The sequence below is a fragment of the Streptomyces venezuelae genome, assembly GCF_008642295.1.
In the GTDB taxonomy this organism is placed as follows: domain Bacteria; phylum Actinomycetota; class Actinomycetes; order Streptomycetales; family Streptomycetaceae; genus Streptomyces; species Streptomyces venezuelae_C.
Map to the genome: position 1 here is coordinate 3,132,963 of NZ_CP029190.1, position 25,041 is coordinate 3,158,003.

The 25,041-nt window shown below is 70.7% G+C and carries 23 protein-coding genes, 1 tRNA gene and 1 pseudogene; 10 read left to right on the forward strand and 15 right to left on the reverse strand.

Annotated features, from left to right (window positions below):
• Positions 1 to 45 precede the first annotated feature (45 nt).
• Positions 46 to 696 carry a vitamin K epoxide reductase family protein gene (locus DEJ50_RS13620; RefSeq protein WP_150208243.1) on the reverse strand — a complete coding sequence of 217 codons (651 nt, stop codon included), beginning with the start codon at positions 694 to 696 and terminating at the stop codon, positions 46 to 48.
• 191 nt (positions 697 to 887) lie between these two features.
• Here DEJ50_RS13620 and DEJ50_RS13625 point away from each other — a divergent pair, with 191 nt between their 5' ends.
• Positions 888 to 1,676, forward strand: coding sequence for a DUF6227 family protein (locus tag DEJ50_RS13625; protein ID WP_150208244.1), 789 nt, complete (start codon positions 888 to 890; stop codon positions 1,674 to 1,676).
• A gap of 19 nt (positions 1,677 to 1,695) precedes the next feature.
• Here DEJ50_RS13625 and pfkB read toward each other — a convergent pair whose 3' ends face one another.
• From pfkB to DEJ50_RS13640, 3 genes are all read right to left on the reverse strand, one after another.
• Entirely contained in the window at positions 1,696 to 2,655 is a 960-nt protein-coding gene (pfkB, locus tag DEJ50_RS13630) for a 1-phosphofructokinase (RefSeq protein WP_150208246.1), read from the reverse strand.
• On the reverse strand, positions 2,652 to 3,413 hold the full coding sequence (locus DEJ50_RS13635) for a DeoR/GlpR family DNA-binding transcription regulator (RefSeq protein WP_150208248.1): 762 nt from the start codon (positions 3,411 to 3,413) through the stop codon (positions 2,652 to 2,654). Before DEJ50_RS13635 ends, pfkB begins: the two co-directional genes overlap by 4 nt.
• A 151-nt stretch (positions 3,414 to 3,564) precedes the next feature.
• Positions 3,565 to 5,121: an MFS transporter gene (locus DEJ50_RS13640; protein WP_150208249.1), complete on the reverse strand. Its 1,557-nt coding sequence runs from the start codon at positions 5,119 to 5,121 to the stop codon at positions 3,565 to 3,567.
• A gap of 62 nt (positions 5,122 to 5,183) precedes the next feature.
• Here DEJ50_RS13640 and DEJ50_RS13645 point away from each other — a divergent pair, with 62 nt between their 5' ends.
• Positions 5,184 to 6,137 (forward strand): helix-turn-helix transcriptional regulator, encoded by a 954-nt coding sequence (locus DEJ50_RS13645; protein WP_150208251.1) that lies wholly within the window; start codon positions 5,184 to 5,186, stop codon positions 6,135 to 6,137.
• A gap of 138 nt (positions 6,138 to 6,275) precedes the next feature.
• On the opposite strand, the gene DEJ50_RS13650 is transcribed toward DEJ50_RS13645, so the two are convergent.
• The 3 genes from DEJ50_RS13650 to DEJ50_RS13660 form a co-directional block, all read right to left on the reverse strand.
• The gene (locus DEJ50_RS13650) at positions 6,276 to 7,286 is read right to left on the reverse strand and encodes an RNA polymerase sigma factor RpoD/SigA (RefSeq protein ID WP_150208252.1); all 1,011 of its coding nucleotides are present in this window, start codon (positions 7,284 to 7,286) and stop codon (positions 6,276 to 6,278) included.
• Between the two features lie 391 nt (positions 7,287 to 7,677).
• Positions 7,678 to 9,231 carry an MFS transporter gene (locus tag DEJ50_RS13655; RefSeq protein WP_150208254.1) on the reverse strand — a complete coding sequence of 518 codons (1,554 nt, stop codon included), beginning with the start codon at positions 9,229 to 9,231 and terminating at the stop codon, positions 7,678 to 7,680.
• Positions 9,232 to 9,312: 81 nt separating this feature from the next.
• Positions 9,313 to 9,930: a helix-turn-helix domain-containing protein gene (locus tag DEJ50_RS13660; RefSeq protein ID WP_317852538.1), complete on the reverse strand. Its 618-nt coding sequence runs from the start codon at positions 9,928 to 9,930 to the stop codon at positions 9,313 to 9,315.
• Between the two features lie 296 nt (positions 9,931 to 10,226).
• On the opposite strand from DEJ50_RS13660, the gene DEJ50_RS13665 reads away from it, so the two are divergent.
• The gene (locus DEJ50_RS13665) at positions 10,227 to 11,504 is read left to right on the forward strand and encodes a M6 family metalloprotease domain-containing protein (RefSeq protein WP_150208256.1); all 1,278 of its coding nucleotides are present in this window, start codon (positions 10,227 to 10,229) and stop codon (positions 11,502 to 11,504) included.
• On the opposite strand, the gene DEJ50_RS13670 is transcribed toward DEJ50_RS13665, so the two are convergent.
• Complete coding sequence (locus DEJ50_RS13670) at positions 11,491 to 12,369, reverse strand: FAD binding domain-containing protein (protein ID WP_150208257.1); 879 nt, start codon at positions 12,367 to 12,369, stop codon at positions 11,491 to 11,493. The two genes, DEJ50_RS13665 and DEJ50_RS13670, sit on opposite strands and share 14 nt — an antisense overlap.
• Positions 12,370 to 12,482: 113 nt before the next feature.
• A complete protein-coding gene (locus DEJ50_RS13675) occupies positions 12,483 to 12,944 on the reverse strand; it encodes a hypothetical protein (RefSeq protein ID WP_150208259.1) in 462 nt (153 codons plus the stop codon).
• Between the two features lie 638 nt (positions 12,945 to 13,582).
• On the opposite strand from DEJ50_RS13675, the gene DEJ50_RS13680 reads away from it, so the two are divergent.
• Complete coding sequence (locus DEJ50_RS13680; protein ID WP_150208261.1) at positions 13,583 to 14,665, forward strand: hypothetical protein; 1,083 nt, start codon at positions 13,583 to 13,585, stop codon at positions 14,663 to 14,665.
• Positions 14,666 to 14,670: 5 nt separating this feature from the next.
• On the opposite strand, the gene DEJ50_RS13685 is transcribed toward DEJ50_RS13680, so the two are convergent.
• The 3 genes from DEJ50_RS13685 to DEJ50_RS13695 form a co-directional block, all read right to left on the reverse strand.
• Complete coding sequence (locus DEJ50_RS13685) at positions 14,671 to 16,833, reverse strand: hypothetical protein (RefSeq protein WP_150208262.1); 2,163 nt, start codon at positions 16,831 to 16,833, stop codon at positions 14,671 to 14,673.
• Positions 16,834 to 16,900: 67 nt separating this feature from the next.
• A complete protein-coding gene (locus tag DEJ50_RS13690; protein WP_411757601.1) occupies positions 16,901 to 17,872 on the reverse strand; it encodes an endonuclease/exonuclease/phosphatase family protein in 972 nt (323 codons plus the stop codon).
• Complete coding sequence (locus DEJ50_RS13695) at positions 17,869 to 18,825, reverse strand: DNA-binding protein (RefSeq protein ID WP_150208266.1); 957 nt, start codon at positions 18,823 to 18,825, stop codon at positions 17,869 to 17,871. The genes DEJ50_RS13690 and DEJ50_RS13695 overlap by 4 nt, the downstream gene beginning before the upstream one ends.
• Before the next feature lie 91 nt (positions 18,826 to 18,916).
• Here DEJ50_RS13695 and DEJ50_RS13700 point away from each other — a divergent pair, with 91 nt between their 5' ends.
• The 3 genes and pseudogenes from DEJ50_RS13700 to DEJ50_RS13710 all read left to right on the forward strand — a co-directional run bounded on the left by DEJ50_RS13700 (position 18,917) and on the right by DEJ50_RS13710 (position 20,071).
• Positions 18,917 to 19,327 (forward strand): VOC family protein, encoded by a 411-nt coding sequence (locus tag DEJ50_RS13700; protein ID WP_150208267.1) that lies wholly within the window; start codon positions 18,917 to 18,919, stop codon positions 19,325 to 19,327.
• A 13-nt stretch (positions 19,328 to 19,340) separates the two neighbouring features.
• Positions 19,341 to 19,568, forward strand: a pseudogene (locus DEJ50_RS13705) (AraC family transcriptional regulator); the annotation flags it as partial.
• Positions 19,569 to 19,597: 29 nt separating this feature from the next.
• Positions 19,598 to 20,071, forward strand: a complete 474-nt coding sequence (locus DEJ50_RS13710) for an iron chaperone (protein ID WP_150208269.1) — start codon at positions 19,598 to 19,600, stop codon at positions 20,069 to 20,071.
• Between the two features lie 659 nt (positions 20,072 to 20,730).
• Here DEJ50_RS13710 and DEJ50_RS13715 read toward each other — a convergent pair.
• Together DEJ50_RS13715 and DEJ50_RS13720 are read right to left on the reverse strand one after the other, a co-directional pair.
• A complete protein-coding gene (locus tag DEJ50_RS13715) occupies positions 20,731 to 21,150 on the reverse strand; it encodes a hypothetical protein (RefSeq protein ID WP_150208271.1) in 420 nt (139 codons plus the stop codon).
• Between the two features lie 106 nt (positions 21,151 to 21,256).
• On the reverse strand, positions 21,257 to 21,481 hold the full coding sequence (locus DEJ50_RS13720; RefSeq protein ID WP_150208273.1) for a hypothetical protein: 225 nt from the start codon (positions 21,479 to 21,481) through the stop codon (positions 21,257 to 21,259).
• Between the two features lie 64 nt (positions 21,482 to 21,545).
• On the opposite strand from DEJ50_RS13720, the gene DEJ50_RS13725 reads away from it, so the two are divergent.
• A complete protein-coding gene (locus DEJ50_RS13725) occupies positions 21,546 to 22,874 on the forward strand; it encodes an IS256 family transposase (RefSeq protein ID WP_411757602.1) in 1,329 nt (442 codons plus the stop codon).
• Positions 22,875 to 23,165: 291 nt separating this feature from the next.
• Here DEJ50_RS13725 and DEJ50_RS13730 read toward each other — a convergent pair whose 3' ends face one another.
• A complete protein-coding gene (locus DEJ50_RS13730) occupies positions 23,166 to 23,585 on the reverse strand; it encodes a DUF3515 family protein (protein WP_190344460.1) in 420 nt (139 codons plus the stop codon).
• A 369-nt stretch (positions 23,586 to 23,954) separates the two neighbouring features.
• Between DEJ50_RS13730 and DEJ50_RS13735 the strand changes: the two genes are divergently transcribed.
• Both DEJ50_RS13735 and DEJ50_RS13740 read left to right on the forward strand, forming a co-directional pair.
• Positions 23,955 to 24,461, forward strand: coding sequence for an RICIN domain-containing protein (locus DEJ50_RS13735; RefSeq protein WP_190344462.1), 507 nt, complete (start codon positions 23,955 to 23,957; stop codon positions 24,459 to 24,461).
• A gap of 503 nt (positions 24,462 to 24,964) precedes the next feature.
• Positions 24,965 to 25,037, forward strand: a tRNA-Arg gene (locus DEJ50_RS13740).
• The last annotated feature ends 4 nt before the right edge of the window (positions 25,038 to 25,041 follow it).

The window sequence follows — 25,041 nt, forward strand, 5'->3', positions numbered from 1 at the left end:
CCTCGTGCGGCGCCCGGGAAACCCGCGGACCCCCCGGGGACACCCCTAGCCGGTCCAGAACTCCCACCACCGGGTGAGGACCAGCATCCCGATCACTCCGAGGTGCAGGGCCGGCGGCGCCCACCCGAAGTCCGCGAAGAAGGCCCGGACCGGGGCAGGGGCGGGCAGGATGCCGGTCCGGACGGTGTGCGCGGTCACCGCCCAGAACATCAGCAGCGTCGCCACCCAGGCCAGACAGCACCACAGGCAGAGCGCGTTGATCTCGTACAGCGACTGGACCATCAGCCAGGCGCAGAAGCCCGTTCCGAAGACCGTGCCGGCGTTCAATCCCAGCCAGAACCAGCCCCGGTAGCGGGCACCCGCCAGCAGGCCCGCGCCGATGCACACCACCATCGCGTAGGCGACCAGTCCGAGCATCGGATTGGGGAAGCCGAACGCGGCGGCCTGCTCGCTCTTCATCACGCTGCCGCAGGAGATGACCGGGTTCAGACTGCACGCCGGTTTGAAGGACGGATCCTCCAGGAGATGGAACTTGTCCAGGGTGATGACCCAGGAAGCCAGTACTCCGGCGGCTCCGGTGAGCACCAGGAGCCAGGCCAACGCCCGTGACGGGGCGGGGGGTTCGCCGTCCGGGCGACTGCGGGCCGGCCCCTGTTGGCGGGGGACGCCCACGGTGTTCGCTGCATTGGTTGCCATGTGGCCATACTCCACCGATCCACCCCAGACAGTGGTGAACCATGCTTTTCCCTATGCAAGTTGACCTGAAGGGGTGGCGGGAACCCCTGGTGCTTCCCGGACGTTTTACCGAACCCCGGACGTGATGTCAGAACGAGGGGCTACGTTGAGCTCCCGCGAAGTCACAAGCTGCGACGGCCTGGAGACCCACCTTGAGCGATCCGTACGAGACAACCGAGGCCCACCTCGAACGACTCCTGGGCCGCGCCCTCAACTCCTTCGACCTGCCGGACCGGCTGGTCGAGCGCCTCGGTACGGCGCTCGCGCACAGCTCCTCGCTCTACAGCACGCACCACAGCCCGGCCTCGGGCCTGTGGCGGGAGACCCACCGGCACACCTACCTGCTGGCCGACGGCACCCCGGCCTCCCTGTGGGAACTGGCCTACCGGCTGGACGCGGACCGGGCCGTCCGGCATGAGGTCTTCGCCGGCCGGGCCGAGCTCTCGCTGGCCGTGAACCGGCTGTTCGGCGAGGCGGATCCGGCCACCCATGCGGAGTTCACGCTGCTGCCCGACGACCTCGAGGACCCCGACGGGGCGGTGGACGATGTGGCCGTGCTGAGCGCACTGTTCGCCGCCTCCGTCTCCACCCCGCTGCAGGGGCGTCGCGGCTATGCCGTGGACGAGTCCGCCGACCACGCCCGCCGGGTGCTGCGCCGGGCGGAGAACGCGGACCGCCCGGGCGCGGACACGGCCCGGGTGCTGCGGTCGGCGTACGCCCACCGGATCACCCAGGCGTTCGGCACCCGGCAGTGCCTGTCGGACGGCCGGGACGCCGGATTCAGCCTCTACGAGCACGCGTTCATGCTGCTGGACGGGACCGAGCTCAGCCTGTGGGAGGTCGAGCACACGGCCACCCCCGACGGCCGGCACATGTGCGAGGTGTACGAGAGCGAGCCGGCCGCCCGCGAGGCCATGGAACTCCGCGCCCGGGTCCGCTGAGCGCGGCCGGCCGGCCCGGTCAGCGGGCGCTGTGGTGCGCCGGTTCGGTCAGCGGCAGGTCCAGCGGGACGTCCCGGGTGACCGTGACGGCGGAGGGGCACAGGTCGGCCGGGGTGGGCATGGCGCTGCCCGGCAGGCCGGCCGCCGCCGCACCGTGCGCCAGGGCCGAGGCCAGGGCGGCCGGGCCGGTACCTCCTGCGATCAGGAAGCCGGCCAGTGAGGCATCGCCCGCGCCCGCAGTGCTGCGGACCGTGGCGACCTCGGCCCTGCCGTAGTGGATGCCGGACTCCTCGACCAGCAGCTGGCCGTCCGCGCCCAGGCTGGCCAGCACCGTGCCCGCACCCAGCGCCCGGAGCTCCTCGGCGGCCTTGGCGACCTCGCCCAGGGTGGCCAGCGGGCGCCCGACCGCCTCGGCGAGCTCGGCGGCGTTCGGCTTGACCACCTCGGGCCGAGCGGACAGGGCGGCGAGCAGGGCCGGGCCGGAGGTGTCCAGGGCGATCCGGGTGCCCGCCTCGCGGGCGCGGGCAACCAGATCGGCGTACCACTCGGGCGGCAGTCCGCGCGGCAGGCTGCCGCAGCAGGCGATCCAGTCGGCCGCAGCGGAGTGCCGGCGGACGGTGTCGAGGAGCAGCAGGGACTCGTCGGCGGTGAGCTCGGGTCCGGGTGCGTTGATCTTCGTCAGGGTGCCGGCGTGCTCGGCCAGGGAGATGTTGGAGCGGGTCTGCCCGGCCACGGACACCACGGTCACGTCCACGCCTTCGGCGGTGAGGAGTTCGGCGATCAGCGCGCCGGGGGTGCCGCCCAGCGGGAGGACTGCGGTGGTGCGGAAGCCGGCGGCGGCGACGGCGCGCGAGACGTTGACCCCTTTGCCGCCCGGATCGATCCGGTCGCCGGTGGCGCGGAGCACCCGGCCGCGGTCCAGGGCGGGGATCTCGTAGGTCCGGTCCAGGGAGGGGTTGGGCGTGACGGTGAGGATCATACGAGCACGACTTCCGTACCGGCGGCTTCGATCGCCGCCTTGTGTTCCGGGGCGAGCCCGGTGTCCGTGATGAGCAGGTCGACCTCGGCGAAGCCGGCGAACCGGGCGAAGTGCTCCTCGCCCGCCTTCGCGGAGTCGGCGAGCAGCACCACCCGGCGGGCGGCGGCGACCACGGCACGTTTGACGGCCGCCTCGGCGAGGTCGGGGGTGGTCAGGCCGCCGTGGGCGGAGAAGCCGTTGGTGGCGACGAAGGCCACGTCCGCGTGGATCTCCGCGTAGGCGCGCAGGGCCCAGGCGTCCACGGCGGCGCGGGTGCGGTGCCGGACGCGGCCCCCGACCAGGTGCAGTTCGATGCCGGTGTGGCCGGCCAGCCGGGCGGCGACCGGGAGGGCGTGGGTGACCACGGTGAGGGCGGCGTCGACGGGCAGGTCGGCGGCGAGCCGGGCGACGGTGGTGCCGGCGTCGAGGATGGCACTGCCGCCGTCGGGGAGTTCGGCGAGGGCGGCCCGGGCGATACGGCTCTTCTCGTCGGCGGCGGTGGTCTCGCGTTCGGTGAGGTCGGGCTCGAAGTCGAGGCGGCCGGCCGGGATGGCACCGCCGTGGACACGGCGGACCAGGCCCGCCCGGTCCAGGGCCTTGAGGTCGCGGCGGACGGTTTCCGCGGTGACCTGGAACTGTTCGGCGAGGGACAGCACGTCGACCCGGCCCGCCTCGCGGGCGAGGCGAAGGATCTCCTGCTGGCGCTCCGGCGCGTACATGTGGATTCCCTTCCGCTTGATGCCCGGATATGTGGCTTTATGACGACCTTACCCACGGACGGCGGAGAAAACAAACAAAACGGGCATGTCCGCCAACGCAAGCGGACATGCCCGTTGAGGGAGTCGTCTGAGGGACTCGTCAGGGCAGGCCTCAGCCCACCGGAGTCTTCCCCAGGGCCGGACCGGCCGCCTCGGCCGCGGCACCCGCCTCGGCCTCGTGGCCCGCGCCCGGGGTGATCTGCCGGCGCGGCAGCGCGAACATCACCCCGAAGATGACGACCAGCACCGCGACCACCCACCACAGCGCGTTCCGGAAGGCCTCGACATACGGCGCACCGAAGAGCAGGTCGTTCTCGATCACGCCGAAGTAGACCACCGAGGTCAGGCCGAGCCCGAGCGCGTTGCCCATCTGCTGGGTGGTGTTGATCAGCCCGGACGCGGAGCCCGCGTGCTCGCGCGGCACCTCGGAGAGGATCACGTCCGTCAGCGGGGCCACGACCAGGCCCATGCCGAGGCCCAGCAGGATCAGCGGGGCGGCCATCTGCCAGGAGGTGATCTCCATGCCGTAGCGCTGGGACTCCCAGATGTAGAGGACCAGGGACGCGGCCATGATCAGGGCGCCCGCCTGGAGCACCTTGCGCCCGAACCGGGGCACCAGCTTCTGGACGGACATACCCGCGGAGACCGAGACGGCCAGCGAGAAGGGGATGCCGGTGAGGCCGGACCGCAGGGCGCTCCAGCCCAGGCCCATCTGCATCATCAGCGTCCAGACCAGGAAGAAGATGCCGGTCGCGATGCCGAAGGTGATCTGGACGGCGATGCCGGCGGCGAAACTCTTGACCTTGAAGAGGGAGAGCTCGACCAGCGGGGAGCCGTCCCGGGCGGTCTTGTGCTTCTCGTACGCGATGAACGCGGCGATCACCAGCGGCACGGCGCCCATGCAGAGGAAGCCCCACAGCGGCCAGTCGTTCTCGCGGCCCTGGGTGAGCGGGTAGATCAGCATCACCATGGCCAGGGTGGCGAGCACCACGCCGACCAGGTCCAGGCGCAGGGCCTGCGGGGCCTTGGACTCGGTGATGAACTTGCGGCCCAGGATCAGGCCGGCGATGCCGACCGGCAGGTTGATCAGGAAGATCGGGCGCCATTCCAGACCGAACAGGTTCCACTCGGTGAGCAGGGCGCCCAGCATCGGCCCGGAGACCGCACCGAGACCCACGATGGCCCCGAACATGCCGAAGACCTTGCCGCGCTCGTGCGGCGGGAACGTGACATGGATGATCGCCAGCACCTGGGGCACCATCAGGGCTGCCATCGAGCCCTGGAGCAGCCGGGAGGCGACGAGCACGCCGGGGTTCCCGGCGACGCCGCAGAGCAGGGAAGCAGCGGTGAACCCGGCGATGCCGATCAGGAAGAGGCGCTTGCGGCCGTAGATGTCACCGAGGCGGCCTCCGGTGATCAGTCCGGCGGCGAATGCAAGGGCGTACCCCGCGGTGATCCACTGGATGGCGCTGGTGGAGGCGCCGAGGTCGCTCCGCATGCTGGGGATGGCTATGTTGACGATCGTGACGTCGACCAGGTCCATGAAGGCGGCGGTCATCACGATGGCCAGAGCCAGCCAGCGCCGGCGGTCGGCGGGGTCGGTCGGCGTTTCTTCCGGTGCGGGCCCGAAGTCGTTCTCGGGCGATGTCTTGGACGTCTCGGTGCTCATGGAGAGAAACCTAGACGGCATGTAGGTCAGTTGGTGTCCTATTTCCCTGGCAGCCTGGATCCATGAACGACACCCCGGCCCGGCTGCTCACCCTGTTGTCCCTGCTCCAGACCCCGCGCGAGTGGCCGGGGAGTGAACTGGCGGAACGGCTGGGCGTCAGCGCACGCACCATCCGGCGGGACATCGACCGGCTCCGGGAGCTCGGCTACCCGGTGGAGGCCTCGCTGGGCGCGGAGGGCGGCTACCGCCTGGTCGCGGGTGCGGCGATGCCGCCGCTGCTGCTCGACGACGAGGAGGCGGTGGCCATTGCGGTGGGGCTGCGGGCGGGGGCCGGGCACGCCATCGAAGGGGTCGAGGAGGCTTCCGTACGGGCCCTGGCCAAGCTGGAACAGGTCCTGCCGGCCCGGCTGCGGCACCGGGTGAGCGCCCTGCAGTCGGCGACCGTGGCCCTGACCCGGGGCGACGGGGCGAGCATCGATCCGCGCACGCTGACGGTGATGGCCGGGGCGGTGGCCGGGCAGGAGCGGCTGCGGTTCGCCTACCGCGCGGGCGACGGGGCCGAGTCGCGGCGGCTGGTGGAGCCGTACCGGCTCGTCAGTACGGGGCGGCGCTGGTACCTGGTGGCGTACGACCTGGAGCGGGCGGACTGGCGGACCTTCCGGGTGGACCGGGTGGCGCAGCCGTTCCCGACCGGCGTGCGGTTCACCGCCCGGGAGCTGCCGATGGGTGATGCCGTGACCTTCGTCCGGCAGAACATGCTCGGCGGGACCGCCTACCGGGCCGAGGTGGTGTTCGCGGCGGCACCGGATGAAGTGCCGGACTGGCTGGGCACACCCGAACCGGATGCCGCGTCCGGCGGCTGCCGGGTGCGGTTCGAGACCACCGACGCCCCGGAATGGGTGGCGGCCCGGCTGGCCCTGACCGGGCTGGACTTCACGGTACGGGAGCCGGCCGCGCTGGTGCGGAGCGCGGCCGTACTGGGCGCCGCGCTGACCCGGGCGGCGAGCCCGGTCTGACCGGATGCGCGGATGCGCGGAAAGGCCCCGGCACCAGGGGGGGAAGAGGTGCCGGGGCCGACTGTGGGGCGGGCCGGGGCCCGCGGGGCCGGAACCGGACGGTCCCGGCCGACCGGACACCGGGCTCGGGCGACGGACTCAGGCGACCGCGTCGAAACCGGTGTCGCGGGCCATCCGCTTGAGCTCCAGCAGCGCGTGCTTCTCGATCTGCCGGATCCGCTCGCGGGTCAGCCCGTGCTGCTTGCCGACCTCCGTCAGCGTCCGCTCGCGGCCGTCCTCGATGCCGTACCGCATCTTGATGATGGACGCCGTCCGCTGGTCGAGCTTGCCGATCAGGTCCTCCAGCTCCTCACTGCGGAGCAGGGACAGCACCGACTGCTCGGGGGAGATCGCCGAGGTGTCCTCCAGCAGGTCGCCGAACTGCGTCTCGCCCTCGTCGTCCACGGACATGTTCAGGCTGACCGGGTCGCGCGCCCAGTCCAGGACATCGCCGACGCGCTGCTCGGTGGAGTCGAGTTCGGCGGCGATCTCCGCATGCTCCGGCTCGCGGCCGTTCTCCCGGTTGAACTCGCGCTGGACGCGGCGGATCCGGCCGAGCTCCTCGACCAGGTGGACGGGGAGGCGGATGGTCCGGGACTGGTCGGCGATGGAGCGGGTGATGGCCTGGCGGATCCACCAGGTCGCGTACGTGGAGAACTTGAAGCCCTTGGCGTAGTCGAACTTCTCGACGGCGCGCACCAGGCCGGCATTGCCCTCCTGGATCAGGTCGAGCAGCGGCAGTCCGCTGCGCGGGTAGCGGCGGGCGACGGCGACGACCAGGCGGAGGTTGGAGCGGATGAAGATCTCCTTGGCGCGCTCGCCCTCGGCGGCGATCGCCTCCAGCTCCTCGCGCGCGGCGCGGGCCCCCGCGCCGGCGGCAGCCGTCTCACTGGTTCCGCCGGTTTCGCCGGTTTCGCCGTCGAGGATCTGCTGGGCGTACACCCCCGCCTCGATGATCTGGGACAGCTCCACTTCCCTGGCGGCATCGAGCAGCGGAGTGCGCGCGATCTCGTCCAGGTACATCCCGACCAGGTCGCGGTCGGCGATTTCGCCTCCCGCGGCTCGACTGCTGCCGGAGGACTGACGACGGGCGACGGCGCGGGTTGCCATGCGTGCTCCCTTGCGATGAGTTCGGTCGCGGTGTGGCGGTGTGGCTGCCGGAACACTCTCCCGAGTGCCCCGCATCCGAAGGAAACAACGACTGGAATCAGGACAGAATTCCCACGCGGCGCCCCAATTTTTGAGATCTTGCAGTATCCTGCCCCGCCCCCGCGGGGATCCTGCCGGCCGGATGCACGGACGTGCAGGTCAGACGCCAGGTCGGACGCGCTGCGGCAGCGTCCCGGGACCACACCGTCCCGGCCTGTCTCCACCCCTGTAGACGGCCCCAGGCCCGTTCCGGTTGCCTCCGCCGGTCGCACGCGGACGCCGGGAACGCCGGCGGGCCGCCCCCGGATGTCCGAGGGCGGCCCGTCCGCCGTGTGAAGTGGGCCCGCGCGGGTCAGTGGGCGATCACCGGGATCTTGATCTCGGCCTCGGCCTCGTCGTCGGCGGAGCCCTGGCCGGAGCCGGCCTTGACCGCCGGGCCGCCGGGACGGCCGGTGTTGATCAGGGCGAAGGCGATGGCCGCGCTGGCGGCCAGGATGCCCACCGCCCACCAGATCGCCGCGGTGTAGCCCTCCACCATGGCCTGTGCCTGGACCAGGCGTCCGGCCGCACCGCCCGCCGCGGCCTCCGTGGCGTGCGAGGTGAGGTAGGCGGTGGTCGCCGAGGCGGCGATGGTGTTCAGCAGGGCCGTGCCGATGGCGCCGCCGACCTGCTGGGAGGTGTTGACCATCGCGGAGGCGACGCCGGCGTCGGCCGGGTTCACCCCGTGGGTGGACAGGGACATGGCCGGCATGAAGGCCGTACCCATGCCGAGGCCCAGCAGGAGCTGCGCGGGCAGGATCAGTGCCGGGTAGGAGGAGCCGACCTCCAGCTGGGTCAGCATCAGCATGCCGACCGCGGCGATCAGGAAGCCGGGGCCCATCAGCAGGCGCGGCGGGACCCGGGTCATCAGGCGGGCGCCGATCTGGGTGGAGCCCGTGATCATGCCCGCGATCATCGGGAGGAAGGCGAAGCCGGTCTTGACCGGCGAATAGCCCTTCACGACCTGGAGGTAGTAGGTGAGGAAGAGGAACAGGCCGAACATCGCGATGACGGCCAGGCCGAGCGAGAGATAGACCCCTCCGCGGTTGCGCTCCAGCAGGACGCGGAGCGGCAGCAGCGGGGAGCGGACCAGGGACTCGGTGAGGACGAAGGCCGCCAGCAGCACCGCCGAGGCGATGAACAGGCCCACGGTCACCGGGTCGGACCAGCCTTCGGACTCGGCGCGGGTGAACCCGTACACCAGGGCGACCAGGCCGAGGGTGGAGAGGATCACGCCGGGGACGTCCAGCGGCGCGCGGTTGCGGGTGCCGGCCGGCTCGCGGATGACGAGGTAGGCGCCGACGGCCGCGACCACGGCGAACGGGATGTTGACGAAGAAGGTCCAGCGCCAGTTGAGGTACTCGGTGAGGACACCGCCCAGGATCAGGCCGACCGCACCGCCGCCGCCGGCGATGGCGCCGTAGATACCGAAGGCCTTGGCCCGCTCCTTGGCATCGGTGAACATCACCGCGAGCAGCGACAGCGCGGCCGGGGCGAGCAGCGCACCGAAGGCGCCCTGGAGGGCGCGGGCGCCGAGCATGGCGGCCTCGCCCTGGGCGGCTCCGCCGAGCGCGGAGGCCGCGGCAAAACCGATCAGGCCGATGACGAAGGCGCGCTTGCGGCCCCACTTGTCGGCGATCCGGCCGCCGAAGAGGAGCAGGCCGCCGAAGGCCAGCGCGTAGGCGGTGATGACCCACTGCCGGTTGCCGTCGGAGATGCCGAGGTCGTGCTGGGCGGAGGGCAGCGCGATGTTCACGATGGTCGCGTCCAGGACCACCATCAGCTGGGCCAGGGCGATGAAGACCAGGGCTTTCCAGCGGCTGGGGTCGGCCTTCTGGAGAAGGCCGGGCGGGGCGGTTTTGGACATGGGGGTACCCACTTCACGGTGCAGAGTGATGAAAAACGTATGAAACGTATGAAAGGTGGCGGTAAAGGCGGTAAATGCTTGTTACATGGCTTTTCGCCTCAGGTCCTCGAGGGTGGCCGCGGCGCCCGGCAGCTCGGAGCGGGCCGGAGTGCGCAACCCGTCCAGGAACAGCTGCAGATGACGGTGGACGAACCGGTCCGCGTCCAGGCAGCCGGTTCCCGGGAGCGGCCGGCTGAGCTGGGCCAGGGCGATCATCAGATCGCCGACGGCCACGTCCGTGCGCAGCAGTCCGGCCTCCCGGCCGGCGGCCATCAGGATCTCGACGGCCCCTTCCAACCCGGCGCGGGCCGCGTGGAGTTCGGGGTGGTCCCGGTCGAAGTCCCCGGAGAGCATGGGGCACAGGGCGCCGATCCGCTCGTCGGCCGCGGCATGGGTGAACCGTACGAGCGCGGCGAAGGCGTCCGGCTCCTCGGCCAGGGCCCGCTCGGCGTGGGCGGTGACCCGGCCCATGACGTAGACGACGACCTGGTGCACCAGGGTGGCGCGGTCGGGGAAGTGCCGGTACAGGGTGGCATTGCCGACCCCGGCCCGGCGGGCGATCTCGTCGAAGGGGGTGTCCGCGCCGTGCTCGACGAAGGTCTCCCGGGCAGCCGCGAGGATCCGCTCCCGGTTGCGGAGCGCGTCCGCGCGCGGACGCACGACCTTGACACTGCCTTCCGCCAGATCCTGCGGCCCCTGCGGCCCCTGCTGACCCTTCACGAGCGGCCTCCGCCTTCCTGTCCTGCCCCAAACGGGGAGTCGATCCCCGTTTTCGAGGACACCGGGTTAAACGGGGACTGGATCCCCGGTTATTTCACCCTTGAGTGTGAGCCGGGCCACATGTCGTTCCACGTTCGGACGCTCCCGGCGCGCGGGCGCGGCGCGCCCGGCGGAGGGTGATCGAACAGAGCGCAGTCCGGGCCCGGCCGACTGCCGCGGACCCGAGGGCGATTCTCATGACGCAGACCCGCCGACGGATACGCAGACCCCGCCGCACCAGCGCGTTCATCGGCATCGCCGCGCTGGCTCTGGGCGTCACGGTCACCGCGAGCGGCGGGAACGCCCACCGGCCCCAGTCCGCCCCGGGGCCGGTGGCGGCGGCCAACGAGAGCGCGCTGGCACCCTGCCGGATCGCCGAGACCATGGGCGTCCAAATGTCCGAAGGGCTGCCGACCCCGCCCGGGTACGCGCGCAGCACCGGCGAGGTACGGGCCCTGAACCTGATGGTCGACTTCCCCGACGCCAAGGGCGAGGGCACCGCCCTCGACCGGCTCGCCGAGTTCTTCCCGCAGACCTCCGACTGGTTCCGCACCAGCTCCTACGGACGGCTCAGCTACAAGCCGGAGGCCCCGATAAGGACCTGGCTGCGGATGCCGATGCCGTTCGCGGCGTACGGGATCGAGCGCGGCTCGGCCTACGAGCCGGGCTACCGGCAGCTGGTCGAGCACATCGCCAAGGCCGCCGACGAGGAGGTCGACTTCAGCCGGTACGACCTGGTGAACATCCTGGTCACGCCGAATGCCGGCCCGTCCGCCCTGGACACCGTGCTCTCGGTGACCTTCTCCGGCAACGGCGAGGCGCCGGTGGTCGACGGGGTGCCGCTGGCGAACACCTCGTTCGTCTACAGCCGCCAGGACGACGGCTCCGGCTCCTACCCGGAGACCGGCTACCGGGTGCTGCCGCACGAGAACGGCCATGTCTTCGGGCTGCCCGACCTCTACACCGCCGACGGCGGCGGCGCGGTCGGCCACTGGGACATCATGAGCGAGGACTGGGGCGCCAACAACGACCTGCTCGGCTGGCACAAGTGGAAGCTGGGCTGGCTGGACGGCAAGCAGATCGGCTGTGCCTCGCGGTCCGGCACCAGCGAGCACGTACTGTCCCCGCTGGCCGTGGAGGGCGGCACCAAGCTGGCCTTCGTACCGCTGTCGGAGAGCTCCGGCTACGCCGTGGAGGTCCGTACCCGGGCCGGGAACGACGAGGCGGTGTGCAAGCCGGGCGTGCTCGTCTACAAGGTGAACTCTGCCGTGGACACCGGGCAGGGACCGGTCACGGTCTCGGACAGCACGGAGACCAGCGGGGGCTGCACCCGCCGTCCCAATGTGCACGCGGAGCTCTCGGACGCGCCGTTCGGCCCCGGCGAGACCTTCACCGACGAGAAGGCGGGCGTGAAGGTCATGGTGCTCGGCGAACTGCGCAACGGCAGCTACCGGGTGCGGATCACCCGCCCCTGACCCCGGCCCGGAATTCCTCCCACGTCCAGAGCAGCTGGCGGCGGGCCAGGACGCCCACAGCGTGGCGGCGGTACTTCGCGGTGCCGCGGACGTCGTCGATCGGGTTGCAGGAGGCGGCGGCCAGGTCGCCGAACTGCTTGGCGACCGAGGGGGTGATGATCTCGCCGGAATCCCAGAAGCCGCCCTCCTCGAGCGCCGCCTCCAGGAACTCCTCGGCGGTCCGGGCCCGGATGGGGGTCGGGGCGGCGGAGCCGATGCCGGTGCGGACGGTACGGGTCTCCGGGTGCAGGGCGAGGGCGAAGGCACAGACGGCGATGACCATGGCGTTGCGGGTGCCGACCTTGGAGAACTGCTGCGGGCCGTCCGCCTTCCTGATGTGCACGGTCTTGATCAGCTCGTCGGCGGCGAGCGCGTTCCGCTTCACCCCGGTGTAGAACGCGTCGATCGGGATCAGCCGGGAGCCGCGGACCGACTCCACCTCGACCTCGGCACCGGCGGCGAGCAGCGCGGGGTGGGCATCGCCGGCCGGGGAGGCCGTGCCCAGGTTCCCGCCGACCCCGCCGCGGTTGCGGATCTGCGGGGACGCGACGGTGTGCGAGGCGAGCGCGAGACCGGGCAGTTCGGCCCGGAGGTTCTCCATGATCCGGGTGTACGGGACGGAGGCGCCGAGCCGTACGACGTCCTCGCCGGTCTCCCAGGTGTGCAGCAGCTCGATGCGCCCCAGGTCCATCAGGTACTCGGGGCGGCGGTGGTCGAAGTTGATCTCGACCATGATGTCGGTGCCGCCCGCGATCGGCACGGCCGTGGGGTACTCGGCTTTGGCGGCGAGCGCCTCCTCCCAGCTGGCAGGACGAAGGAAGTCCATCGGTGGCTCTCTTTTCGTATGAGCGGGCCAGTCACCGATCTCATGAACCCGGAGGTCCGGTCCGAAACGGATCTCGCTGGAATTCGCCCAATGCGCCGCGCGGGGCGTGCGTCTCAGGAGGCTCCGGGCTGCGGGGGCTGCGGAACCTGTGGCGGCGTCCAGTTGATGGTCGTGCCGTCGAACCTCTCGCCCTGGAAGACCGGGCCGTGCTGGGTACCGCCGCTGATGGTGTTGTTGACGGTCACCGACCCCGCCGGGGGCGCCTCGGGGGCGATCTCGGCCAGCAGGGCGCGCAGTTCCGCGGCGGCGGCCGGATCGGCGCGGAGCGCGCGGCTCAGCCGGAGTCGCCACTCGCTCTCGATGTCCTCGGCGAGTGCGGTGTCCTGCTCCGCCTCGGCGGCCACCAACTCCGCTCGGGACTCTTCCAGTTCGGCCGACACGGCCTCCGGGTCCCGGCCGCGGCGGCCGAAGAAGCCCGTGATCCGTTCGCTGGCCTGTGTCCATGCCTCACCGACCATGGCCGAGACCATCGCGGTCGCCGCCGACATCGCCAGTGCTGTGAGCTCCGGTTCCATGGGTTCACGCTAGCCGTAGGCTGAAGCTGCCGGGGGCGGATCGGGAAATGCGGATCGGGAACTACGGGAACACGGACGGGAACAGGAAGGCGCGGGTACCGGATGCGGGTGGAGCGGGGGCTGCCGGACCGGCGCTGGCTGACCGTGCCGGCCGAACGCACCGTCCTGGGCGTGATCCACAACGTGACCTCGGCAACCCGGCTGCTCGATCTGCTCACCGTGTTCGGGGACGATCCACGGGTGCGCACGGTGTTCACCTGCACGGGTTCCTCCGCCATCGAGGGCGGAATCGCCGAATTCGTCGCCGCGCATGACCTTTTCTTCATTCCATGGGAAGAGGCGCTGCGGGAACGGTTCGACCTGGCGGTGAGCACAAGCCGCGGTGGAGAATTGGAAAAGATTTCCGCACCGCTCATTGGCGCCCCGCACGGGGCTGGCTACAATAAAAAACTCAGCAAGAATCCGGAATCCGGAATCCGGAATCCGGAATCCGGAATCCGGAATCCGGGGCATTCGGGCTGTCCGCGGAGTGGCTGCTGCACGACGGTGCGGTCGTCCCGTCCGCGATCCTCCTCTCGCACGAGGAACAGCGGGCCCGGCTGCGCCGGGACTGCCCTGAGGCGCTCCCGTACGCATGGGTGGCGGGCGACCCCGTCCTCGACGAACTCGCCGCCTCCCGCCCCTTCCGTTCGGAATACCGCGCGGCCCTCGGAATCCGCCCCGGCCAAAAACTCCTCCTCGTCAGCTCGACCTGGAGCGAGCGTTCTCTGCTCGGCGCTTCCTTCGAGCTGATCAGCCGGGCCCTCGCCGAATTGCCCCAGGACGAATTCCGGGTCATCGCGGCCGTTCACCCCAATGTCTGGTACGGCCACGGCGGCTGGCAGATCCGCAGTTGGCTGGCCGCCTGCCGGCGCGCCGGGCTCCTCCTGCCCTCCCCCGCCGGGCCCACCTGGAAGGCCGCGATCTGCGCTGCCGACGCCTTTGTCGGCGACCACGGCTCGCTTTCCCTCTACGCCGCCGCCCAGGGCCTGCCCGGGCTGCTCGCCGCCTTCGACGAACACACCGTCGCCCCCGGCTCCCCCATGGCCTGGCTCGGCGAGCGGCTCCCCCGCATCTGCCCCACCCGGCCACTGGCCCGGCAACTGGCGGACGCCGTCCGGCTTCCCGTCGCCGCCGACCGGGTCTCCTCCCGCCCCGGGCAGGCCCTGGAGCTGTTCCGCGAGCTCTGCTACAGGCACCTGAAGCTGCCCGTGCCGCAGACCGCCTGCCCACCCCGTCCCGTTCCGGTGCCGGTTTCGGTGCCGGAGCTCCCGGCCGAGGCCCGCAGCCCGGTGGGCCAGGCCCTGTACGTCGATGCGGTCGTGTCCGGGGAGCGCGTGACCGTACGCCGCTACCCCGCCGACCTCCAGGGCCGGCGTACCGCCCACCTCGGCGCCGATCCGCACCTGCTGGCCGACGAGGCCGAACCGGTGCCCGGCCGGCGTGATTCCGCCGAGGTCCTGCTGGCCCGCGGTTCCGCCCCGGCCGAGCTGTTCGACCGCCACCCGGCCTGCGAACTGGTGGTGGCCGAGGGCCGGTTGCACCTGCGCGGGGGCAGGGTGTTCACCGCGGTGGGTGCGGATCCCGTGCTGGCCGCATCGGCGCTGCTCGCCGGTGCCGAAGGCACCTGCACACTCGAAGCCGGCGGTACCGTGGCGCAGCTGACGCTCCGGCCGGCCTGACCGGATCAGGCCGGGCCCAGCAGCCGGCGGGCCTCCGCCGCCCGGGTGCTGCGCAGCAGCTCGTACCGGTCGAGGGCGGCCTGCCAATCGGCCCGGGCGGCCTCCGGCTCGCCCTGCGCGGCCCGCAGCCGTCCCCTGACCAGCAACGCGTCCGCCTCGTCCACGCCGGGCCGGCCGGACGCCCGGTAGTGGGCGAGCGCCGCCTCCAGCGGTCCGGCCGCCTCCTCGGGCCGGCCGGCCGCGAGCCGGGCCATCGCGTACCGGACCCGGATCTTCGCCTCGTTGTGCGGATCCCGCCTCGGCAGCGCCTCGAAGCTCCGCAGGGCCTCGGCCAGCTGGGCAGCCGCCCGCTCGTGCTCGCCGGCGGCGCTCGCCGCCCGCCCCTGGTGGTACGCCAACAGAGCTCGGCCCCGCGGGTGTTCGGTGTCCCCGAGGGCGGTCAGGGCCGCGGCGTAGAAGTCCAGCGCCGCCGCCGGGTCGCCGTTCCGTTCCGCGATCTGGCCAAGGCCCTCCAGGGCGGAGGACTCGGTGCGGGCGTGCCCGATCCGGCGGGCCGTCTCGCGGGCCGCGTCGTACTGTGCGCGGGCCTCCGCCAGGTCCTGCACCGAGCCACGGTCCAGCAGCGCGAAGCCGAGCTCGAAGTGCATCCGGGCCAGCGGCAGCCCGCCGAGGCCGGGGGTGTGGGCGGCTGCGTCCACCGCCAGCCGGTTCACCTGCACCCAGAGCGACTGGTGGCCGCGCCGGAAGAAGAACCCGTGCAGGGACTCGGCGAGCAGGCAGAGCGCGGCCGGATCGTGCACCCGGCACAGTTCGGCGAGCCCGACCAGGGTGTGCCGTTCGGCCTGGAGCGCGTCCAGTGCCTCTTCCACGTCCGCGAACACCGGCTCGGGCGGCTCGGGCGGCCCGGGTTCGGCGAAGTGGGGACCGTACCGCCAGCGCCCGGAGACCAGGGCTTCGGCGGCCGTGGTCCGCCGCAGGTACCAGTCGGTGATCAGCGGGAGCGCCTCGGCGGTTTCGGCCCGGCCGAGCTCGGCGGCGTACGCGTGCAGCACCGGGTTCATCCGGAACCGCCCGTCCCCGGCCCGCTCCAGCAGCCCGGCCTCGTGGAGTTCCGCCCGCACCCCGGGGGCGCCGGCCAGCCGGTCCACCAGCTCGTCGGCGAACTCGGCCGCGGGGTGCACGCCGAGCAGCCGGAAGGTGCGCCGGCCCCGTTCGCCGAGCACCGCGTAGGAGTCGCCGAGCAGGGCGCGGGCGGCCTGCGCGTAGTACTCGTCCTCGGGCACGTCCAGCGCCTCCAGCATCGAGCCGTGCGCGGCGAGCCGGCCCACCAGCCCGGTGAAGCCGTCGAGCAGTGGATCGGCGGCCTGCGCGGCGGCGAGCCGGAGCAGGCCCGGCAGGCCGGCCGAGGCCCGGACGACCGTACGGAACTCCGCGGGATCGGGTACGTCGTCCAGCTCGGCCACGGCCCGGAACAACTCGGCGCAGGCAGGCTCGTCCAGCCCGCCCACGGTGAGCCGGACCGGCCTGACCCTGCCGCCCCGGCGGAGCCGGTCGAGCGGGCTGCGGCTGGTCAGGACCACCATGCCGGCCGGGTGCCCGGGAAGCAGCGAGGGCACTTGGCCGGCGTGCACCACGCCGTCGAGCACGACCAGGCACGGGCGGTCGGCGGTCAGGCTGCGGAATCGTGCCGACAGGGCCGCCAGGGCCGTCGCGGCGTCGGGCGCGGACGAGGCCGCCGGGGCGGTTCTGGGGGCGCGGAGCTCACCGATGAAGGACTCCAGCACGGCGGCCGGATCGGCCGCGCCGGACACACCGGACACACCGGACACACCCGATGCCGCGGCGGCGGTCAGGTCGGCGTAGAAGACCCCGCCGGGGAAGCGCTCCTGGGCGGTGGTCCGGCCCCAGTACACGCACAGATCGCTCTTGCCGGCGCCGGGCGCACCGTCCAGCAGCACCACCAGCGGTGAGCTGCGGCCGGCCAGGCCCGCGGCGAGCCGGTCCAGCTCGGCGCGGAGCGCCTCGCGGTCGACGAATCCGTCGGGGACGTGGGGCAGCATGGCGGGCACGCGGAAGGACGCGGACATGGCGGAAGCGTCCTGCATGATCACGGTGCCGGCCTGGATGACGGGGCCGAAGTGGGTGCCGCCGGAGATGTGGTTGTCCACCCGGCGGAGTCTCCCAGGCCAGACCCTGCGGAGGGGTGCGTTCCGCACATCCGGCGCCGCTGATGTATCAGAGGCGGAGCGTGGCGGCCACCGGCACGTGGTCGCTGGCGGTGGCGGGCAGCGACCAGGCGGCGACGGGTTCGACACCGCGCACGAGAATGTGGTCGATCCGGGCGACCGGGAACGCGGCGGGCCAGCTGAATCCGAGACCCGCGCCTGCCTCGCGCTGGGCCGGCCGGAACCCGGAGAAGAGGGGGGCGAGGGCCCGGTCGTCGGTGGTGCCGTTGAAGTCCCCGACGAGCAGGGTGCGTCCGGGCGGGGCGCTCTCCGGGTCCGCGGCCAGCTCGGCTGCCAGGCGGGCGGCGGCGGCATTGCGGCGGGCGGTGCTGAACCCGCTCTCCGGCCGGATGCGGACGGAGGCGAGGTGGGCGACGTACACGGTGAGCGGGCCCTTGGGGGTGTCGACCGTACTGCGCAGGGCCCGGGTCCACGGCATGATCGGCACCGGGCGGGTGTCGCGGATCGGGTACGTGCTCCACAGGCCGACGGTGCCGTGCACCTGGTGGTGGGGGTGGGTGGCGGCGAGGGCGCGCTCGTAGGTGCCGGTGGCCGGCTGGACGAGTTCCTCGAGGGCGATGATCTGCGCGCCGGACGCGACGAGGGCGCGGGCGGTGCCGGCCGGGTCGGGATTGGCGTCGTCGACGTTGTGCGTGACCACGGTGAGATCGCCGACGGCGTCGGCGGCCCCGGAGGCGTCGGCCGCGTCGGCCGCCCGGTCGAGGAAGCCGGGCCCGAACAGCGACACCCAGACGAGCGCGGGAACGAGCACCCCGACCAGCGCGGCCCGCGAGCCGCGCGCACACGCGAGCACAACCACGGCCAGGACGGCGACGAGCACCCCGGTCCAGGGCAGGAAGGTCTGCACGAGGCTGCCGAGGTTCCCGATCCGGTTGGGCACCCGGTCGTGGAACAGCATCAGCAGGGCCGTCCCGACCGCCGTGCCGGCGATGACCCGCCCGCGCCACCCGTTCTCGTTCACACGGGTGGGGACGCCACACACGCCCTCGAACGTTCCCGCCGTTCCCGCCGTTCCCGCCGGAGGAGCTCGCTCAGCTGCCCGTTCGTAGCGCGCAGGGCACGGGGCACACCGGCCGCGTGCTCGATGGTGCGGGCCGCGCGCCCGAGGGCGTTGAGGGCGCGGACCGAGCCGATGCGGGGAACGGAGTCGAGGAGGGTGGACAGCCAGGCGTCCGCCTCGCGCCATGCGCCTGCCCGGGCGAGTACGTCCGCCAGCTCGGCAGCGAAGAGCGAACGGTAGGCGGGTGCATCGCCGGCCGCCGCCGCTCCGTGGAGCTGCTCGGCGGCCCGGTCCAGGTCCCCGAGCTCGGCGTGGGCGAGTCCGTGGTGTCCGTCGAGTTCGGCGCGGTCGAACCACCAGGCCCAGGCCGGGTCGCGGTCCGAGGGCCCGTCGGCGAGCAGGTCCCGGGCGGCGCTCAGCGACCCCAGGGCCGCGCGCCGCTGCTGCATCTGGGCCTGCGCACGCGCCTCCCGCACCCGGAAGATCGCGGCCACCCGTTCCGGGAGCCCCGGTCCCGCCAGGACAGCCGACGAGATGCGCAGGGAGTCGCGGGGGCGGCCCAGGTGGGCGTGTTGCATGCACAGCACGGAGAGGGTCAGCAACTCGACGGATGCTGTGCGACTGGTATCCGCCCGGGCAAGGGCCAGGGCCCGCCGGTTGAGCCGGTACGAGGCCGCGTGCTGCTCCGCGTCGAAGAGGATCCAGCCGGCCACCTCGAAGAGCTCCGCCAGCGTCGCCGCTCCGGGCGGCCTGCGGGAGCCCGTACGGGACGCCGTACGGGCAGCCGTACGGACGGCTTGCAGCGCAGCGGGCGCGGCGTACCGCGCACCGTACGTCCGGTCCGTCTCCAGCAGCGCTGCCGTCATGGCGGCGACGTCGTCGCCCGCCCTCGCGGCTTCGGCATGATCCTCCATCCCCGTGATCGTCACCCGCCCGGACCCCCGGCACAAGACCGGTCAGGATTGGAGAAGCACCCTCCCCCGGACCGGAGTTAACGTTTCGGCCATGGACCTCACCATCCACACCACCGCCCTCCCCCACGACGACCCGGACGCCTCCGTGGCCTTCTACCGCGACATCCTCGGCTTCGAGGTCCGCAGCGACGTCGGGCAGGGCAAGATGCGCTGGATCACGGTCGGCCCCGTAGGCCAGCCGGGCACGTCGATCCTGCTGGCGCCACCCGCCGCCGACCCCGGTATCACCGAGGACGAGCGCCGCACCATCGTCGAAATGATGGCCAAGGGCACCTACGGCTGGATCCTGCTGGCCACCCCGGATCTCGACGGCACCTTCGACAAGGTGCAGGCCTGCGACGCCGAGGTGGTCCAGGAGCCGACCGACCAGCCGTACGGCGTCCGCGACTGCGCGTTCCGCGATCCCGCGGGCAACCTGATCCGCATCCAGCAGCTCGGCTGAAGGGAGTTCCGCCATGTGCCATCCCGCGTGGCGGCACGCACGGATCGCCGCACTGCGCCTGACCGAGCTCGCGCGGCTGCGCCGCGTCCGCGACCGGATCGACCGCGAGTACGCAGGGCCGCTGAACGTCGAGACCCTCGCCCGCGACGCGCACATGGCACCCCGGCACCTCAGCCGCGAGTTCCGGCGCGCCTACGGCGCCTCGCCGTACGCCTACGTCCTGGCGCGCCGCGCCGAGCGCACAAGGACCACCCCCCAAGGAGAGCAACCATGACCACCAAGACCACGCAGAAGACGCCCGGAAAGCCCGCCGAGAAGTACGAGGGCTTCACGGACGAGGAACGCGACGCGATGAAGGAACGCGCCCAGGAACTGAAGACGGCCGCACGCCGCGGCCCGCGTGCGGCCAAGGCGGATGCGGAGGCAGACGTACTGGCCAAGATCGCCGAGATGCCGGAAGCAGACCGCGTCCTCGCCGAGCGCCTCCACGCCATCATCGGCGCCGCCGCCCCGGACCTCGCGCCGAAGCTCTGGTACGGAATGCCGGCGTACGCCCGCAACGGCAAGGTCGTCTGCTTCTTCCAGAGCGCGCAGAAATTCAAGACGCGCTACGCCACGCTCGGCTTCAGCGACCTGGCGGCCCTCGACGAAGGCACCATGTGGCCGACCTCCTACGCTCTGACGAACCTGACCCCCACCACCGAGTCCCGCATCACCACCCTGATCAAGCAGGCGGCAAACTGAGGCAGGCACTCCACACGAGCACAGCGCTCGCAGGCTTGACCGGTCAAGCAGGTCCCAAGGCCCTCTGCAACCGAGCCGCCCCGGCACCTTCCGCCAGGGCTGCTCGTTGACGAGGCACCACGCGAGTAACCGGCCATGGCGGTAAGCACTGTCTCCCGGCCGTCCATGGTCTTCACCACAGGCGCCTCGGCGTCCATCAGGCCGTTACCGCCGAGCGGCTGCACGCCAATGGCGGCCACTTCGGCCCATCTGAATCTTTTCCACTTGAAGACCCCCCAATACCGGAGTCCTCTGGCGTCCACACTGACCCGCACGAATGGACCGACCAGGGTGACCCAGCCTCCCATTCCCAAGGTGACAACCACCGTGAACTCGTTGCCTCGGAAGTCGGGGAGCGTCGAGACGCCGACCACCAGAACACCAAGGCCGACAGCCCACGTCACCCACTTCCACACCCCTGGCGTCAGCTTCACCGCAATCCCCTCTCCATCCCCACGCGGGCGCCGAGCCAGAGCTGGGGCTTCTGAACACCGGCCCGGCCCGGCACGTCACGTGCCGGGCCGGGTCCGCTCATCTGACGGACCTGCGCGGTCCACCGCAAGACAACCCTCAGGGCCGCCGGCTTTCTCACCTTGCGCCGACCACTCGGACACCAGGGCTTAGGCGTCGCAGCGCTTCGCGTCCGCCTTCATGAACTCGCTCCGATCCATGATTTTGTCGCCGCTGATTCCCGTGACCACCTCGCCCGCGTTCAGCGCCTGCAGTTTCTCGACGGTGAAGACGACCCGACCTTCAAGGCTGGATCCCTTGACGGCTCCATCCAGATTGGCAACGTACTTGCCGGGACGACTGAGATCCCTCAGCGTCGACTCATAGACATGCCAGCCTGAAGGAGTGCTGAACAACTCCACCTCCCCCGGCGAACCCGGACTGAGATTGCTGCTCACCGCCCACATTTCCAGTTCTCCTTCATCGTCGTCACGGATAACGGAGACTTGGTAGACGTCGAAGTCACGACATGGGGCTATCAGCAAACGCACAGTACCCGAATCTGTAGCTTCCACCGCCAACAGCGGCACGGGGGCGGGCGTGCAAGCCGTAACTCCCATCAGAGCCAAAGTGGCTACTGCTGCCGGAACCAGCCCCCTCCCAACTCCCCGAACCATGCCGGCCGTGACTCTCGCGCTATTCATAGCTGCCCCACCACAGGTTGGCCTCCATCTCGAACTTGTTTTTCTTCGCAGGATCCCCCCATGTCAAGAGTCCCGATTTCAGCGATTGAGCAGAATAGCTGGAGATGAAAATTTCACCTCTCGCATATCGCGCCCGCTGGCGGGAGTGAACAGCCTCGTGACGCTCGATGTCAGGACCGCGTTGCGCCGCCACCGCTGCCCCTGATTGGTTCGTCATAGCTATACGACGCTTTGAGGGATTGTCCGGAAGTTTGTGTATGCCCCGGTGTGACCCGTAAGGCATGAGACGTGGTCTCTGCCGGGAAGGATCACTGATAGGGATCAAGGACGACCGGCCCCGTGAAGACATCGTACGGACGGGGGCCGAGTTGGCTCGACTGGCGGAATCAGAACGTGACTTGGCCGGACAGCTCGTGGAGCGGGCCCGTGCCGAGGGCGTGAACCTGGTCGGGGAGAACGGGCTGCTCAAGGGGCTGGTGAAGCTGGTCCTGGAAGGCGCCCTGGAGGCCGAGATGGCCGACCACCTCGGCTACGAGAAGGGCGACCGGGCAGGCATCGGGTCGGGCAACTCCCGCAATGGCACGAGTCGCAAGCGGATCCTGACGGACGTGGGGGCGGTCGAGCTGGACATCCCGCGTGACCGGGCCGGCACGTTCACCCCGCAGGTCGTGCCCAAGCACACCAGGCGGGTGGAGGGCTTCGACGAGGCCATCCTCTCCCTCTACGCGAAAGGCCTGACCACCGGCGAGATCCAGGCCCACCTCGCGGAGATCTACGATGTGGACGTCTCCCGGGAGACGATCTCCAAGGCCACCGACAAGATCAGTGCCGAGCTGGATGCCTGGCGCCAGCGGCCGCTGGACCGTGTCTACGCCGTCGTCATGATCGACGCGATCGTCCTGAAGATCCGTGACGGGGCGGTCGCCAACCGGCCCGTCTACATCGCGGTGGGGATCAACCTCGAAGGCGAGCGAGACATCCTGGGCATGTGGGTCGGCACCGGTGGCGAGGGTGCCAAGACCTGGATGGCCTGGCTCTCGGAACTCAGGAACCGCGGGGTCCAGGACGTCCTGATCGCCTGCTGCGACGGCCTCAAGGGCCTGCCCGACTCCATCGCTGCGATCTGGCCCCTCGCGGACATCCAGCTGTGTGTGGTCCACATGGTCCGCAACAGCCTCAAGTACGCGTCCACCAAACACTGGTCCCAGATCGCCAAGGAACTCCGCCAGGTCTACACCGCCGCCACCGCGGACGCGGCCGAGGCCAGGTTCGCGGAGTTCGAGGCCGAGTGGGGCGCCCGCTACCCGGCCCTGGTCGCGGTCTGGCGCCGTAGCTGGGAACACTTCGTGATGTTCCTGCGGTTCCCGCCCGAGATCCGAAAGATTGTCTACACGACGAACATGATCGAGTCCCTGAACTCCCGCTTCCGCCAGGCCACCCGCCGCCGCGGACACTTCCCGAACGAGGAAGCGGCACTGAAGGTCCTCTACCTCGTCATCCGGGACCGCCAGCCCAACCGGCGCAACCCCACCGGCCGGACCCACAACTGGAAGGAAGCCATCAACACCCTCGCCGGCTACTACGGCGACCGCGTCACAGACAACCAGTAGTAACCCACGAACCAGCGGAAAGACGTCAGCACCAGGGCTTACACAAAGAAACTGACACTCCCGCGGATTGCGGCGTCGTGGTGGCTCGGATCGACGAGCGGAGCAGCCGGTCCACTGCGGACATGCCTCAGTCCCCAGGCGCCCGACCTGGGGACTGAGTCTCGGTCGAGCCACCGGCCTTGTTTGCCAGGACGCCGGCTTCGAATCACTGGCGGGCGCCGAGGTCGACGTCGATGCCGGGCCGGCTCTGACTTTGCCGACTGGCGTGGCTTCCTTGGCGCCCACTGGACGTCAGGTATCGCCCAGTCCAATGCACTTGGACCGCTGGGGTATAGCCCGCACGCTCCGGTCGATGGCGATCAGAGCGTCGCCCGCCGACTGGTTCGACTGGGCGAAAGCTATCTCGACTGCGGGGACGCGTCCGTATGTGGTGAGGACGCGTACGCCCTCACGCTCGGCGCGTTCCTCATCGAGGACCCAGTCGGTGCCGTTCACATTCATGCATGTGTTGATGGTCGGGGCGAGGGGCTCGACACCGCAGCGCAGCACGATGGAGCCGTCCCCCCATCCGGCGACCCCGGCTCCCTTCAGCGAGTCGCGCTTCATGCCCATCAGTTCGGCGGGAAGTCCGTCCACCACCCGCGTGCAGTGGGTGTCCTGGGCGAAGGGGCCGGACTCCACCGTGTACTCCGGACCGGAAAGTGTGTACACGGCAATGGCTACAAGCGCGACTCCGGTTGCCGTCAAGGCGACGAGCGGCGCCTTCCGCTTGATTCGTGCCACTTCATTCTCCACCTAGCCGACCACACGCGCCGGGGGGCGCACCTGATCATCTTACCCACTCGGTCACAGCTGCCCCTTTTCGGACAGCCTTGCTCCTAAACCGGCTGAAACCGATTGGATCGGGCGATACCGCAGGGCGAAATGATCTCGAGTGTGCGACCGTCTCGTGGCAAGCGGCTGTTACAGGACAGCTCAGCCCGCATTCATTCGTCGCCTCATTTCAGTTCTCGCAAAAGTGCCCCGGCGCTGCCTCCTGACACTGTGTGCACTGCAAGGCCAGAGGCAAGGATTGACCCTGTGAACGTCCGCTTCAAATACGGAGCCACGACCGTCGCTGCATTCGGATTGGTGATGGCGCTACCCAATGTCAGTTTCGCAGCCAACCCGGACACCCTCGTGCAGAACTCGAGCCTGTGGGGCAAACTGAAGTGCCTCGAGATCGAGAACTCCAGCAGCAGCAACGGCGCTCGCGCGCAAATATGGGACTGCAACGGCCAGCCTGGAGCAGTCTGGCGATTCAACAGGAACAGCGACGGCAGCTACTACGTCGTGAACAACAAGAGCGGTAAATGTCTGGAAATTGCCGACTCCCGCAAGGACAACGGCGCACCGGCCCAGCAGTGGGCCTGTGCGGGAATCGCCACACAGCGGTGGTTCTTCCAATTCGGGCATATCGTCAACGCCAACAGCGGCAAGCTCCTTGAGACCAACAATGGCAGTTCTGCCAATGGCGCCCGTGTCCAGCAGTGGTCCCAGGCCCCCAATGACCCGCTCTACCAGCAGTGGAGCTTCGGCACCGGTTGATCGGTGCCTCAATAGGGGCCTGCGAAACTCTCTATCGGCTACCGGGGCCCCTCCGTCCTCTGTGCCCTTCGTGTCGGCACGGCGACGGGAAGTCTTCCCCGAGGGCGTTGCGCTCCTGACCGCCGGCCGTACCGTGGGCCGGCTCCCAGACGGGCCGGTCGAACGCTCGTGAGCTGGGTCCGCTTCAGGAGAGGGTGAGGCGGCAGCCGCGCTGTGAGCATCCTTCAACCGCTGCGGCTACGCGTGGGTGAACAACTCGATCACCCGAGCACTCAACCCCCTCAGCTGCTCCTGACCTCGCCCTGAGAGGTACCTCCACGATCACAGTCGTACCCCTGCCTCGGAGCCCTCACGAGCAACATTTGCCCGTACGTCCCACACAGCACCCGCTACACTGGCCGCGATGAGACGCCCCTCGGGGAAGATCGCTAGTCTGTCCGAAGCATGTCAGGCCAGGCGCGTCTGCGCCGTGCGGTTCTAGACACGCTTGTAGACAGATCCCCGCCTTCGTAGCTCAGGGGATAGAGCACGGCTCTCCTAAAGCCGGTGTCGCAGGTTCGAATCCTGCCGGGGGCACAAG